This is a genomic window from Candidatus Margulisiibacteriota bacterium, assembly GCA_003242895.1.
Classification (GTDB): Bacteria; Margulisbacteria; Riflemargulisbacteria; order GWF2-39-127; family GWF2-39-127; genus GWF2-39-127.
This window is the reverse complement of sequence record QKMY01000032.1, coordinates 1-15,072: the sequence shown is the minus strand read 5'-3', so window position 1 is coordinate 15,072 and position 15,072 is coordinate 1. Positions and strand designations below refer to the sequence as shown.

The window sequence follows — 15,072 nt, the reverse complement described above, 5'->3', positions numbered from 1 at the left end:
TAATGTGATTTTTTGATCATACGTGAAATTTTTAATAATAAAACCTCATCCAGAATTCGAGTTTATTTTGAAGTTGCTTGTTTCCAAACTCTGTTTCAGGAGCACCAGTCATAATTGTCGGCCAAAATATAAATTCGAAGTTGGTAATAGGGACAAAACTCAACGGTAAAGATATAAGAGCACTGCCATCTGCTACATTATAAATTGCAGACAAAGAGGGAGTAAAATACAGCCAGCCAAAGGGTTCGGGTTGGCTCACTTTAAAATATATATAGTCCTGCATAAGCACCGTGCTGTTAAAAAAATTCTGGTTATAAGACCTAGCTCGTTGGATATCATTGCCATTATTGCCTGATAGTACACCTGAGATAAAATTTTTATACAGATGATACTCATCTCTGGTTAACCCATTATCATTATGATAATACTCTGCGATCAAGGTAGTATTTTGCTCGTTAAGATAACGCAAGCCAAGTAACCAGGATTTTCCTGCTGTAAATTGAGTATTCAGTGTGTTATTAAAAATAGTATATTTTGGATCGTCCCAAGAGTTAGATAGTTCCCCATGGACCTCAATATTTTCTTTAATATTTCTTGAAAAGTCTAACCCGATACGTTTGGGGTTGGTTCTGCTCACATACCCCAGCAAGTCGATGTCTGTGTCAAATAGCAAAAAATAGCTTTTCAGTGCGATGTCAGTATCTTCAATCTGGGTATAATGGTTGCCTGTTGTTTTATCTGCCAGGATCAATATTCCCGTTAGAGCAAAGTTCGTCAATGGACCGGATTCAAAGCTTTTAATATATTCAGCGCCCAGAGAGTCAAGGCCCGGTTGCAATTGATTTGGATTTTCCGGATTTTTCTGAGGATTAACATAACCCACAGGATTAAAAGCATATCCTTTTCCCCAGTTATAAATACGCTTTCCTATTTGAACGAACGAACTCGATGAAAGATTCAGGTTGCCGTATGCTTCCAGTAAACTAAAGGAGGCTGAAGAATCGCTATAATATGTTGAGAGCGTTTTTAAATGAACACCCAAATTTTCTTGCTGGTAGTCGGCGTTTAGATAAAGATCGTTCCTGAATTGAGAAAGATATTTAGACAAATTCCCCGATTCCCAAAAAGAAAGCTTATAAAAAGGCGAACTTTTATTGGTTTGTACCAACAAATACCTGCTATCAAGATTTCCGCTCCATTCCAGCTTTTTATCTTCATCCTGCCCTAAGACGGGGCTTGATAGTATCCACAACAAAGCGATAAAATTTAATAACAACGGTTTCAGCTTCAACGCAGTTCTCCAAGTTTTGGAAGATAATTCAAAGAAAACACTTCGTTAGAGAATTTTCTTGATTTAATTTTCTGATATATCATGTATGACCGGTAGCCCTTATAAAGCGGGCTGTGTGTTTCAATTACCGAAGGCCTGGCCAGCCCTTCACCAAAATCTTTCATTTCTTTAAACTCCAGGGTTTTAATTAACATGCCGCTTCCCCCGTAGCACTCTATCTTTTCGAGCACCAAGCCTTCTTTTGCAACCCACATTTTCAACTTATCGTAAGCTACAGTTTTATTTTTTGCTTTTAGTTCGAGTAGGTATCCCTTTTTTGTCTCCTCCGCAATTGAAGCGTTGTATTCCGATTGATAGTCAACCTGCATGATATCCGCATTGTTAAATACTCCGCCGGTGATGGACTGCATACTGGTAATTCTTATTGGTTTGCCAACATTGGGGATATAAAGCCACATATTTTCCCCGAGACGTAGCGTGGCCCGACCTTTTTCACTAGCCGGGGACAGGTAATACATAGCAATTTTATCCAGACCTTTTTTAATACTAAAAAAAGTGTACTCTTTTTTTTTGCCATTTGGTTCTTCATTAATCAGTTTGCGGTAAGATTCGTAGGATTCAGGCATTAACTTTTCATCAACCTGTTTCAGAATCTGGTTGCCCTCCACTGCAAAGACCGGACCGGCCGCAAAAAGAAAAAAGGCGATCAATACCAATTTATACAATTTTACTGTTTTCATAGAAAATAACCCTCCTTAAATATGTCGCAAAGCATCAACAGGCTCAAGCCTGGAAGCTTTATATGCCGGCTGTAAACTGGCAAGTATTGAAATAATAATAACAATCACCGAAGTCATGATCACTTCTCCCCAGGGGATAGATGGGGTAAGTGTAAGTGCCATCATTCCAAATTTAAATTTTATCTTGACGACGTTCAGTAAAAACAATATCCCCACACCAACAACCGTACCCGCGACAGTGCTTATAAGTCCTAACGAAAGCCCTTCGGCAAGAAAAAGAGCTAGAATTTTATTAGGCCGGGTACCGATGGCCGCTATGGTCCCTATCTCACTTGTTCGCTCATAAACTGACATCATCATTATATTCATAATGCTAATCAGCACAATTGATATCAAAATAACTCTTACAGTTATAAGCAAAAGGTCAACTATTTTAGCAATGCTTGCAAATGGCGACAATTGCTCCCACGTATGTATTTCAAACGTCGGGTTTCCAATTTCATCTATTGTTCCAATTAAATCCTTTTTAAGCCCGGAAAATACCTTTTGTAGCTTCCCGAAATTTTTCACCCGAATCGCGACTTCAGACACCTCATCGCCTTCAATACGTAACAGGGCTTTAGCATCATCGATATGAATATAGCCATCTTTTCCCTGCGGCCCCAAAACAGCATCCACGATGCCCCCCACTCTAAATGACATACCATTTACCGAGCCGTCTTTGTTGTTGGCGACTATAACAACTTCCGACCCCTTTTTTAAGGATAGCCCTTTAGCAAGGTTTTTCGGCAACACGATTTCTCCCTGTTTCACAAATTGATTGGGATCGGCAATACCTTTCATTCGTTCCACCAAGGCAGGACAAGTTTTATTCTCCTGGTCCGGATAAACCGCAGTCAAACGTATAGCTGACGTTTGAGCATAATTACTAATCATTGCACCAAGCTTAATTCTAAATGAATATGATTCTATCTGATTATTTTTTATTAAAATATTTTTTAACTTATTTATCCCATTACTGTCTATAAATATATGTAGTGGGAGGTTGTCAATTGATTCCACATATCCTTTCTTGTGGATCTGCATATCCGATAAAGATGAGTTTGTAAGGATCCCGATCATGGAGTTTTTAAAAGACATGCCTACGCCGGAAAATATAATCACGAGTGCAACACCTATAGCTATTAAAGACGAAGTCAGTAGTGTTCGTCTACTGTAACGAAAGAGATTACGCCAGGCAATGCTAAAAATACGCATCATATTAGTTACCTCCCAGGTTGTTTGGAGTTGTTTTGTCGGTAATCAAACCATCTTCCAAAGTATAAATAATTTCAGCCTCACCTACAATCTTAGGATCGTGCGTTGCAAAAATAAAGGTTGTCCCAAATAGCTTTTGCATGGCATGCATGGTTTCTATTATTTTGAAGGCAGTTTTGTGGTCCAGATTTGCGGTGGGTTCGTCTGCCAATACCAGCTTGGGATTGGTGACCAGAGCTCTGGCCACTGCAACTCTTTGCTTTTGTCCTCCGGAAATCTGGCTGGGTAATTTGTCTTTTTGATCAGACATGCCGACTTTATCCAGCAGATTTAATATCCGGTCTTTTCTTTCCGCCGTCGGAATATTCTGTACCATTAATAATGGGTACTCTATATTCTCATAAACAGTCAACACCTGTATCAGATTAAAATTCTGGAAAATGAACCCCAAATTGTCACCTCTAAAATCTGCTGATTCTTTTCGATTGAGATTGTTAATTTTTACATCATTTATAATTATGTCGCCACCTGTTGGTTTGTCCAAACAGCCCAACACATTTAGCAGAGTAGACTTCCCGCTACCGGAAGGACCAATAAACGAGATAAAAGCCCCTTCATTTATCTCTAAATTAATTCCCCGTAAGGCCTCTACCCTGGTTTCTCCTGCTTGATAAGTTTTCGTCACATCATGCATTTGTATCAAACTCATGTTTTTCCTTTCCTATACCTTTTTATAAATCTCTATTTAGTTAATAAACATTTGTACTTATGGAAGGATCTTTGCCATAATCATTGCATTATATCTCAACATGCCAATATTAACAGGGATTAACATAATAAACAGCATATACATATCTCCGGTGAAACATAATAACGTTCCCAATCCCCAAAGATGCTGTTCTTTCATTATCTCATGCGCTGCTATGTTCCTCCGGATATTCTTTCACCCCAGGGCCCATATCCTATGAATCGGGACTCTTTCGGCACCCACACGATCTGTTCATGGAATTAGCGATAACATACTCGTTGCAGTTACAAAAAAAAAAGCTCATTCTTTGTCATGAATAGATAGTAAAATCCCCCATACTCATAGTATTAACACAGCAAGCATGAGGGATCAAACGCAGATTACTTAATTCCTATAAACGTTCTTCCACTAAACGTCATCCCATTGGTCAGTTTACCGGTAACAGTTATTTCGCCCGAATTCAGTGAAGTGATTATTTTCTGTCTGTCGAACTTAACCATCAGGTCAGCAATACCGTCATTATCATTATCGCCCAGGACAGTAGGATGTTCCTCTGCTGCAATAGTGCCGTTAAGCAGAACTGAAGATGGATTTATTATAGCTACGTTATACTCAGGTGGCAGCTCAACATAAGCAGTTAGATACTGTCCCTTACTTTTTTTGTTAATGACCGGAGGATCAATTCTCAGGTCGGCGTTGACAACCATAACTGCTTCTCTCTGATAAATTTGCTGGACCTCTTCAGCTGTCAGTGCTTTCGAAAATATGCTTATATCATCGATACTACCAGTGAAAGAATAGTTCATTGACTCCGGATTAGTAACCTTACCTGCACCAAAACAAGTAGCGTTAAAATCACCTAGTTGACCTCCATCTGTTATTCTTGAACCTATCGCTACCTCCACACCATTCACAAAAAACTTTGCAGTATTATCTAAGTAAGCTACGAAAGCAATGTGACCCCACTGTTCTGGGGAAAGAGGGTTCGGGAACTGATAGAAGTAGTTGGTAGCTGTCCCTTCGTCTGCACCACCGTTCCGATCCCGCATTATATTAATAACAAATTTATTACTGTAAGGAATATAATAAATGTTTCCGTTACCCGTTTGTACTATCGTATTCTCCGCGCTTTGAAATTTGGGAAGAGGATCAAGCTTTACCCAGACACTGTAACTAAATTCTGCAGCCCTACCGATTGCATTATCAATAATTATAGCATCACCGATGCCATCGAAACTATATGAATTTCCAGATATTCCAAACCTGTCTTCTGATAATGTTGCCCCCGTAACTGTTCCATTATGTCCATTCCCGGTGTTATCAGTCGCATCTCCATTAAATGGATAATAAGCTGATAATCCTTGAGAAACATCCGTTAGCGATGACAGCATAGCCTTCGGTTCCTGAATAACTCCAGTCTCTTTTTCAGTGTATTGAGAACAACCCGTAACCAATATGAGTATCAATCCTGCAACAAATTGCTTCTTCATTTTTTCCTCCTTATTATACATTGACCTTTAGCGCGTCCATCATACCACATAAGAGCGTAAGCAAAATATCGATATATATAGATATTACATAATTTCCCGAATGAACCACTCAAAGTCAATTAAATCCCTTTGAAGCAATTATCAATTCAAGTAGAGTTTCCTCCAGTTCGTGAGGCCATGCAAACAACATAACTTCCAACTATTCCGATGAGCACAATCTGTTAACAATCACAAAATTGTTTACGCAGTATCGCTGCAGGCACGCTGTAAAAACTCTGATGATATATGCATTTTTTGCTGTAGCTTATGATTAAATTGTATGCTACAATAGCCAATCATCTCTACATAATATTAGGATATCCACATAATGGACCTTAAGCGGATTATTAAAATACTATTTGTGCTCTGCGCTGCTATTTTGATGAACGCACAGATTTCGACTGCACATGCGATAACATTTTTTGTCGAAGAAGGGGCATATTATCGGGCATATGGCAACGGTGTCTATGGGTCAGGGGCAAAGACCTATAGCTTTGATAATTATCATCACAAACTATACATGAGTTATCCTTATCCCAGTCAGTGCGGCATGTGGATCGGCCTGACAAAATCCAACGAAGGTATGTTAAAAAACCTATCAGGTTATACGCGCGTGATATTTGAAGCCAAAAGCATCAACAGCAAGATGTCTGTCTTCTTAAAAGACATCAACAATAATGAATCAAAAAAATACCTGATCGAAAATATGCCGCAGGACACCTATGCCACCTATGTAATTCCGGCAGCGGCCTTCTCCCAGGCAGGGTTTGATGTGACACAAGCAAAAGAAATACTCTTTTCTCTGGATGAAAACAATGCATCCGAGTACAAACTTACCATCAAGAATATTAGGTTCGATGATAATGAAGGACCCGCTGATGAAACCTTTTATCTGGAGCAGGGCGCATATCCAACAGGAAACGGGTCGTGGGGAACCGGAAGCGGGTACAGCTTTGATAATTATCATCATATCCTCAACACCAGCGAGAGCAAATGGCCGGCACAAAACGGAATATGGCTGGGCACAAAAGGTGATAACCAAAATGCAGATCTCTCCTTATACAAACGGCTACTACTCGTAATAAAAAGCCAGAACGGCGAATTTTTTGTCAGATTAAAGGATACAAATAACAATCTGTCCCCGAAATACAAGATATTCAATGTATCCACAGATAGTAATAAAGAATATGAAATCCCCCTGCTTTATTTTTCACAGGATGCCTTTGATATTTCTGAAACAAAAGAAATCATCGTAGAGATGAATGAATATGCCGATTATCCGCAATACGTTTATATAAAAAATATCCGGTTTGATAAACACGACCTCACCACCGGCGAATTGAAAACGCCGCTGAAAGAGGCACTGTTCGCAAAAGGCTTGCTTCCAAACGCACCTCCGAAGCTGACTTCCGACACAAACTATACGGACTCCTGTCAGCATCTATGGAATGCATATAAGAACAGATTTATTGATAGCTATAAACAGCTTGTCACCTCAGGCAACCATCTCGAAGGGCTGATCTTTGATGCCTTTGGAGGCGCTTCCAAGACCAGGCTCGACAGTGCTGACATCGCAAAATCCGAGGGATCAGGCTATGGAATGCTTATTGCCGTCTATATGAATGATCAAAAAGCCTTTAATGAACTAGCTTACGCAACGATCTCCTCTCCGATGCATAAGACCAATTCCAGTAAGCTGTTCGCCTGGAACATAAAGACTGACGGGACCTTTCTGTGGGGAGATAGCAACTCGGCAATCGATGCAGATCAGGATATTGCCGTGGCACTGATATTCGCGGATACGCTTGTCAGGGCGGGAATATGGCAACAATCACCGTCTATCAATTATGAAGAGGAAGCACAATCGTTGCTGGACAGCATTTATACCCATGGGATCCTGGTCCTGAACAACAAGAAGTATCTCATGCCCAGTGATGAAAGTGGTCCGAGCGGCAATGGTTTTGTCGAAGTGGAGAATGAAGCTAATCCCTCATATTTTTCTCCTGCCTGGTACCGGATATTCGAACTCTTTGATCGCAGCAATCATAATTGGCACCTGCTCATCGATAATGGCTACCAACTGATCGCCTCAGCAGACAGGTATAACAAAGGGCTAGCTCCCGACTGGTGCGACTTCTGGGGAAGATCTCTGGACAATTCACTCCCGCTTGATCCGGGAATAGCTCCAAAAAGCAGCTTTTATACCTACATGCTGGGAAAAGACTCCATACGGGTCAACTGGCGGCTGATAACTGATTACTTATGGTTTGGAGAACCAAGGGCCAAACAGTTTCTTGATAAGACAGCAGACCTTTTCTCCGGAGATGGGGAAACGATTGCCCCTGCGGCAATTACACCTCTTGAGATGGATGGGAGTCCGGCACAATCACGGACTATAGGAGGCGCTCTGTATGAGTATAATTATACAGATATATCCCTCGCATCAATGTTCGCTGTCGGATCAATGAGCACACAGAACCTAAGCTACCGATCTATCTGGAAACAGAGCATCGACAGTTACCTGGACCTCTCGCGCAACGGATTAGGATCTTTCCTGGGATTAAGAAACTCCCTCAGTGACCAAAAAATTGATTTCGATGCCCAGTTTAATTACTATAATCATAGTCTGGGTATTCTTGGCTTGCTCATAATGGATGGTGCCTTCCCCTACATCATGCCCAGTATCAATATATCCCTCATCAGTACTACCTGCTTTGACCCCGTTACCAGCTCTAATATTAAAGAAGCGCCCGGAACCATTAATATTATGATAAACTGCGACAATCTGCTTAAGAATAATATCCACAAAGTAACATTATACTCATATCTACCGGAGTCCACCGGATTAATCAATCAACAAACTGATATCGCACCGCTTGAGATCAAAAAGAGCGGGGATAGTATCTACATAAGAATGCAGGACGACCTCCTCCCGCTTAAGGAGTGGAGTACGAATACCCAGGATACACTCCACGAAACCATTGAGTATAAAATCCGGGGAGACTTTTCTCATGCTACTCCTGGTCAATATAACGGATTAATCAAATTTAGCCTTAAATATGATTAACTCGCTGAGATTGCGATCTTATATGCTGAAGTGCTAAAAGAGTATCACGCAAATATTACACTATCCCCGAGACTAATCGTTCCACTCGCCATCACGACACCAAAACGCCCTTCACGGCTAACAATATAAGATCGACCATATTCTTTGTATATTTCTTTCCCGATATAAAGTATTTTAATTTTTACTGTACCTATTGAAATAACAGCCCCGATACAAAGTTGGGTCAAAGAAAGTCCCGCTATAGTTATATTTTCCGTAAATCCACCTTTTTGCACTTCTTCCCTTTTTTCTTTGGGTACGACATGCATCGCTTCTTCAGGGAAAATACTTACGTGCCTATCCCAATCGCCAGCATGTGCGTCGCTTTCAATCCCCCAATTTTCAATCGCATTTACAGAAGAAACACTTGTTTTGTCGATACCTCTTTTTTGACTAATATACAAACCAGTTACGTTAGCCATTATAATAATTTTTAGCTTTTTCAACAGGCATTCCAAGCTCTTTTCCGTTTAAATTTTCTATGGCTTACCACAAGCACCTACTCCGAATAGTTCAAAGTCAGTCCTACACCTGTTTCCTGTAGCGGCAATGTATTTACGAAAGCCATTCTGGCTGCAAAACCCGTGCAATGGCAAGGGTGAATCGATAATGGAGAAACTTTCTTTAAATATTGCACCGTGCTTTGCACTTGAGTCTCTGCTGCCTCACATAAATGCAGCCCCCCGACAACGTCAAGAATCCGAGTTTCAGCACAGATACTTTGTGCATAAGCTATCGTATTGCATATACCTGAATGGGCACATCCGGTTATGACAACCAATCCGGCATCAGTTTTATAAGCTAATGCCGAATCTTCCAAAATACAATCATCAATATATATTTTATTTTTATATATCTTACCATCAGAATAATTACCTTCAAAATCATTTGTTCTTGGTACTTCTCCCAGAAATACCAGTTTTTCAGTTATCCAAAAAGGCGTTTTCCTTAGCGACAACTGAAAAATAGAAGCCAGGCGAGATTCTGATAGTAAGGAACCCTGCTCACCAAAAGGCTCTTTGTATTTATGATAAAAGGTAAGCGGATGAGTAATAACTTCTGGCTTATGATAAGGGATCTTATTCTTTATGGATTCCCGATAAAGAGCTATTAACGGCACAACACCCCAGGTATGATCATAATGACCATGTGAAAACACAAGATAATCCAAATGCCTCAAACTAAGATCAAGCTTAACGGCGTTGCGCATAAATACGTCAGAATATCCGGTATCAAAAAGTATCTTCTTACCATCTGTTTCTATATAAAAAGACAAACCATGTTCAGCCAGCAACGGTTTTCCCGGGAGCGAATAATTATCAGTTAGAATAGTTAAGTTCATTAATGATCACAAGCATTTATCCCGGTTACAAGCGTGCCATTTAAAAAAGCGCCGACAAGTAAATGAGGAGATTCATTAGCTGCGCCAACAACAACCCTAACACCATGGCTCTCGAACAGAGATTTAGCTTTTGCACCCATGCCGCCTGAAATAACTATAGTTGCGCCCTGCCCGGCGACCCATCGGGGAATAACGCCAGGTTCGTGTGCCGGAGGAGTAATTCCCTCGCTTTTGATAATAGCCTTGGTTGCATCATCAACATCGATAAAAGTAAACTGTTCGCAGTGACCAAAATGAGAACATAGCACTCCATTTTCTGTAGGTATTGCAAATCTCATAATTTTTTCTCCTTTTTCTTTTTTATCAACAGTAAATTCTTTAATTTTTGTAATAATATTTTTTATGCTCCTACCAGCCTCAGTATGCTCATAGTGACGGGCAAAAGATGTGCCACTGTCTCCGGTCTCGACGATACGAGGATCAATCGGTATTTTACCTAAAAAAGGAATCCCCATTTCGCTTGCCATCTTCTCCGCACCGCCCGACTTGAATATATAATGGGTTTTATTGCAATCAGGACAAACAAATCCGCTCATATTTTCGACAACACCCGCAACTGGAACATGCAGCATTTTACAAAAGTTAACTGATTTTCTAACATCAACCAGCGCTAATTCCTGCGGAGTAGTTACAATTACTGCACCAGATATTTCGCCTAGCATTTGCATAATTGAAAGAGGTTCATCTCCTGTTCCAGGCGGACAATCAACAACCAGATAATCCAGTTCACCCCATTCTACATCTTGGACAAACTGCTTTATCATGCTCATTTTAGCGGGACCACGCCATATAACCGGCTGATCACTATTATCGAGCAGTAGCCCTATAGAAATAACTAATAGGTTATCTCCGCTTACGTAAGGTAAAATAGAATTATTAATAGTAGTAAGCTTTTCATCTTTTATACCTAAAAGATTGGGTATACTTGGCCCATGAATATCGACGTCTAAAATCCCAATCCGTTGTCCCGCCTTTGCTAAAGCCCTGGCAATGCTAATCGCTACAGTACTTTTGCCGACTCCTCCTTTGCCAGATAAAACAACAATCTTATTTTTAATTTTTGCAATTTTTTCTTTTAATTGCTGTGCTTGCATTACTTCATTTTGTTTTTCTTTCATTCCGTAAATCCTCCATTAAACTTTTGATATTGTTCCAGGCTTGCCTGATGCTTTCTGTAACATAGCTTTGCTCAAACTCGATTACACTTTGTTGTACCATTTGAGCCTTATTAAATACGCCATTATAGGGAATCTTTCCAATAACGGCAATTTTATTGGAACAACTGAACTGTGAAATTTTTGCTGTCATTTCAGGAACTATGTCGTACTTGTTGATACAAACAGCGGTTTTTATCCTAAAATGATCCAACAATTCGGACAATCTTACCATATCTTGATAACTTGATTCTGTTGGTTCGCAGACAATCAAGGCCAAATTAGCGCCACTGATGGAAGCAATAACAGGACAACCTATTCCTGGCGGCCCATCAGCAATGATCAGTTGGGAATCCTCTTCTTTTGCTAGGATTCTGGCTGCACGCTTTACTGTAGCAACCAGCTTCCCTGAGTTTTCTTCAGCAATACCCAGTTTTGCGTGGACAAGTTTTCCGAATCTGGTTTTTGAAATATACCATTCACCCGTATGGGCATCCTGCATTACGATAGCTTTTTCAGGACAAAAAGCTGCACATACTGCACAGCCTTCGCAACCAACCTCATCAATTTCAATAGCAGCATTGATTGCATCAAATCGGCACAGCTGGGCACATTTTCCACATTCAGTACATTTAGAATAATCAATAACAGCTTTCTTCGCTGAGTAAAAGTCAGTTTTTGATATTATTTCCGGTTTGCATATAAGATGCATATCTGAGGCATCAACATCGCAATCTACTAAAAGAACATTCTCAGCAAGAGTTGCAAAAGCTAAGGTCAAGCTTGTCTTTCCGGTACCGCCTTTGCCGCTTACGATAACTAGCTCTTCAGTCAATGTATTTTCTCCTTAACAAAATTAATCAACGGTTCAAAATAACTTGTATATTCAGGAAGAATATCAATAATTAATCCACCGGCAGAATATGTTTGTATAATTTTTAGGTCCATTGGTATTCTGGTAATTATAGGAATAGCTTCTTGCTGGGCATATGTCTCGATTATATTGTCGTTATAACCGGATTTATTGATGATAATACTATGGCTTATTCCCAATTTCCTAACAACTTTTACGATCAAGTCAAGGTCATGCAGCCCAAATGGCGTCGGCTCAGTAACCAGCCAGACATGATCAGTATCTTTAATAGCGCTTACTGCGGGACATGCTGTACCAGGAGGACAGTCTATTATCTGTAGTTTAGAATTAACCGGGTAGGCCTTAACTTTTTTGATAAGCGGGGGAGATTTTGCTTCACCTATCTTAAGCTCCCCAGTAATTAGCTGTAATTTTTGAGTTCGTTTGTTTTTAATAAGCCCAATTTCTTTGCTAATTTCAGTAATAGCGCCAACAGGGCAAATCATGGTACAGCCGCCACAACTATGGCATAAATCAGAGAACACCAATACTTTCCCTGGCACTTTTGCCAGCGCATTATATGCACACAAATCAACACATTTATTGCAATTAACACATAAATTGTTATCGATTTTCGGGATAGCAACCTCAGCTTTTTCTATGTTGCTGCGACCTTCACGGATAAAAATATGGCAGTTAGGTTCTTCCACGTCGCAATCTTTAAGACATACGGAAATCTTGTTCCTGGTTAGCAGATACGCGACATTAATTGCAAGAGTGCTTTTCCCTGTCCCACCTTTTCCACTGGCAATTGCTATTTTCATTACCAGTGTCCCGCTACATTAGCTGTACCCATCAATTCAAGCATCCCGTTTTTATAGTGCTCAATAGCAGTTTTTACAGTGATCCCAGCAGCACAGGCTATTTTTATATTTGATTCAGAAAGCACCTTATAAGCTTTTGGCCCGCAATTTCCGGTAATCACCACCGCAACTCCCTGATTAACGATGTTTTGAGCTGACTGAATACCGGCACCTTGGGCAGCGTTAAAATTCTTGCTGTTTTCAATGGCGTAAAAGTCATTACTATTTATATCTACTATAACGAAAAAGGGAGTTCTCCCAAATCTTGCATCAACGTTAGAATCTAAATCTTTGCCTTCTGAACTGATAGCTATTTTCATAAATACCTCCATATAGTAGAATTAGAAATAGAATTATCATTGCGATCTGTAAAGATACTATACTTGACAATTGTAATTGTCAAGTATAGTATCATAAGCGATTGATAGCATCGCTTAATTTCAACATAGCGCCTTGCCGTCAAGCAGTTAGGCAAGGACATAAAAAGTGAATTATGAATATAAAAAAAACCATGCCGGTATACTCTATAGGGATTGCAGCTAAAATACTTGACATCCACCCAAGAACACTTAGAATATATGAAGAAGAAGGACTAATCAAGCCTGGACGTCAGGGAGGGAAACGACTTTTTTCTCAAAATGATTTGACCTGGATACAGTGTTTAAGAAATTTAATCCATGAAGAAAACCTCAGCATTCCTGGAATTAAAAAACTACTCGAATTAATTCCCTGCTGGAAATTAAAAAAATGTCCTCCAGAAACACGTGCTAACTGTACGACACTCGAAGAACGCGAAAAAAAATGCTGGGAAATGGCAAAAAATGCTTGTGAAAAGTCATGCGAGAGCTGTGAAGTTTATTTAAAGGACAAGAACCAGGCTTCATAGCGACAGGAAAAACATAACCAGCAGAAGAAAGGGACTCCCATCATTCCGGGCATTATAAAGGCTGGGAAAGGCAGATGACGAGGTAGATCTCGCATATCGCATTAGACAGGTATCATGATAGGCTTTACTCTTGATTATGAATTGTCATCAACAGCCGATTTAAACACTTCAAATGGCGGAGTCGTTATTTCCATGCTTCTGGAAATCATTATAAGTAATGCGTAGTCATTTCTGGCATTCATTCCGTTTCCTGTATATCCTCTCCACCCTAAATGCTTAGCATTATCGACGGTGCTTAAAGATAGGTGTGGCCTTAGATCAACAAAAATATGGTTAGCCCCTTTATGTTCAAATAAGAAATCATTGCATGCTTCTAATCCTTCATTAAATTCTTTTCCAGCAGTATATATAAAAACCAGCTTTTCGTTATTTTTGATCGAGACTTCGTTTATACTCTGATAGCTCATTGCATGAGCGCCTAACTCACGGGCTAGAGCATTTCTGTCTCTTATATCAACAAGATGCAAACTGCGAGGATTATAATTCATTATTTCTCTTGCAATTGGTTCTCCTGCACCGCCAACGCCTAGAATAATGACAGTTTTATCCTTGAACGTGTTCACCTCGTCAATAAACCAGCTACAAAAAGCTGTTCCGTTAAGACTGAATGGTTTCAGCCTCCCCCCTTCGTGCTTTGAAAGGGTATCAATATTAACTGGCCCGGCAGGAAACAAGTCTTTTAATATAGGATTGCTTTTGTGAGGCTGTGTCTGGTTTATGGCAACTATTCTTTCAGAGTTAATGCAGAGATCGTAGAATTTGATGAGCTCTTCATTATTTCCATTTTCTATATTGAAAGGCAAATATATGAATCCTGGAATAACCTGGTTCATATAGCCTCTGCTGGTAGATTTATTCCAGGCAATACTATCTTTGTCTGCTAAATATGGACAGAACTTGTAATTTGGGTGAGCATTGATGAAATCTATCATTTCCCGAACATTTCGCATTACGGGAATCTTTTTGGAGTAGTAAGGAAATTGCTCTCTGTGAGAAATTAATTTGTATCTCATTATTATCACTCCCAAGTTATAGTAAATATCTCGTAACAAATCCGGGATTGTTGCATACACATCTTAGAACGCCAATTCCTAAATAGAAAGCCTATAAACAAAAGAACCTCCAGTTGTTACAATTGTTTCGACGAAAAAACAAAAATCACCTAAGAGGTGAAAAGTAACAA

General features: G+C 39.8%; 14 protein-coding genes. 2 read left to right on the top strand and 12 right to left on the bottom strand.

The window, feature by feature from the left end:
- Positions 1 to 31 precede the first annotated feature (31 nt).
- The 5 genes from DKM50_05035 to DKM50_05015 all read right to left on the bottom strand — a co-directional run bounded on the left by DKM50_05035 (position 32) and on the right by DKM50_05015 (position 5,547).
- On the bottom strand, positions 32 to 1,291 hold the full coding sequence (locus DKM50_05035) for a hypothetical protein (protein PZM81948.1): 1,260 nt from the start codon (positions 1,289 to 1,291) through the stop codon (positions 32 to 34).
- Entirely contained in the window at positions 1,288 to 2,031 is a 744-nt protein-coding gene (locus DKM50_05030; protein PZM81947.1) for an outer membrane lipoprotein-sorting protein, read from the bottom strand. The genes DKM50_05035 and DKM50_05030 overlap by 4 nt, the downstream gene beginning before the upstream one ends.
- A gap of 15 nt (positions 2,032 to 2,046) precedes the next feature.
- The gene (locus DKM50_05025; GenBank protein PZM81946.1) at positions 2,047 to 3,291 is read right to left on the bottom strand and encodes an ABC transporter permease; all 1,245 of its coding nucleotides are present in this window, start codon (positions 3,289 to 3,291) and stop codon (positions 2,047 to 2,049) included.
- Position 3,292: 1 nt separating this feature from the next.
- Positions 3,293 to 3,997: an ABC transporter ATP-binding protein gene (locus tag DKM50_05020; GenBank protein ID PZM81945.1), complete on the bottom strand. Its 705-nt coding sequence runs from the start codon at positions 3,995 to 3,997 to the stop codon at positions 3,293 to 3,295.
- Between the two features lie 419 nt (positions 3,998 to 4,416).
- On the bottom strand, positions 4,417 to 5,547 hold the full coding sequence (locus tag DKM50_05015; protein ID PZM81944.1) for a hypothetical protein: 1,131 nt from the start codon (positions 5,545 to 5,547) through the stop codon (positions 4,417 to 4,419).
- Between the two features lie 346 nt (positions 5,548 to 5,893).
- Here DKM50_05015 and DKM50_05010 point away from each other — a divergent pair, with 346 nt between their 5' ends.
- The gene (locus tag DKM50_05010; protein ID PZM81943.1) at positions 5,894 to 8,632 is read left to right on the top strand and encodes a hypothetical protein; all 2,739 of its coding nucleotides are present in this window, start codon (positions 5,894 to 5,896) and stop codon (positions 8,630 to 8,632) included.
- 44 nt (positions 8,633 to 8,676) lie between these two features.
- Here DKM50_05010 and DKM50_05005 read toward each other — a convergent pair whose 3' ends face one another.
- From DKM50_05005 to DKM50_04980, 6 genes are all read right to left on the bottom strand, one after another.
- Positions 8,677 to 9,093 (bottom strand): MOSC domain-containing protein, encoded by a 417-nt coding sequence (locus DKM50_05005; GenBank protein ID PZM81950.1) that lies wholly within the window; start codon positions 9,091 to 9,093, stop codon positions 8,677 to 8,679.
- Between the two features lie 77 nt (positions 9,094 to 9,170).
- The gene (locus DKM50_05000; protein ID PZM81942.1) at positions 9,171 to 10,013 is read right to left on the bottom strand and encodes an MBL fold metallo-hydrolase; all 843 of its coding nucleotides are present in this window, start codon (positions 10,011 to 10,013) and stop codon (positions 9,171 to 9,173) included.
- The gene (locus DKM50_04995) at positions 10,013 to 11,191 is read right to left on the bottom strand and encodes a chromosome partitioning protein ParA (protein ID PZM81941.1); all 1,179 of its coding nucleotides are present in this window, start codon (positions 11,189 to 11,191) and stop codon (positions 10,013 to 10,015) included. The genes DKM50_05000 and DKM50_04995 overlap by 1 nt, the downstream gene beginning before the upstream one ends.
- On the bottom strand, positions 11,172 to 12,062 hold the full coding sequence (locus DKM50_04990; protein ID PZM81940.1) for a (4Fe-4S)-binding protein: 891 nt from the start codon (positions 12,060 to 12,062) through the stop codon (positions 11,172 to 11,174). The genes DKM50_04995 and DKM50_04990 overlap by 20 nt, the downstream gene beginning before the upstream one ends.
- Complete coding sequence (locus DKM50_04985) at positions 12,059 to 12,904, bottom strand: (4Fe-4S)-binding protein (GenBank protein ID PZM81939.1); 846 nt, start codon at positions 12,902 to 12,904, stop codon at positions 12,059 to 12,061. The genes DKM50_04990 and DKM50_04985 overlap by 4 nt, the downstream gene beginning before the upstream one ends.
- Positions 12,904 to 13,263 (bottom strand): dinitrogenase iron-molybdenum cofactor biosynthesis protein, encoded by a 360-nt coding sequence (locus DKM50_04980; protein ID PZM81938.1) that lies wholly within the window; start codon positions 13,261 to 13,263, stop codon positions 12,904 to 12,906. The genes DKM50_04985 and DKM50_04980 overlap by 1 nt, the downstream gene beginning before the upstream one ends.
- 179 nt (positions 13,264 to 13,442) lie before the next feature.
- On the opposite strand from DKM50_04980, the gene DKM50_04975 reads away from it, so the two are divergent.
- The gene (locus tag DKM50_04975) at positions 13,443 to 13,829 is read left to right on the top strand and encodes a MerR family transcriptional regulator (protein PZM81949.1); all 387 of its coding nucleotides are present in this window, start codon (positions 13,443 to 13,445) and stop codon (positions 13,827 to 13,829) included.
- Positions 13,830 to 13,963: 134 nt separating this feature from the next.
- Here DKM50_04975 and DKM50_04970 read toward each other — a convergent pair whose 3' ends face one another.
- Entirely contained in the window at positions 13,964 to 14,902 is a 939-nt protein-coding gene (locus tag DKM50_04970; protein PZM81937.1) for a hypothetical protein, read from the bottom strand.
- Positions 14,903 to 15,072: the final 170 nt, after the last annotated feature.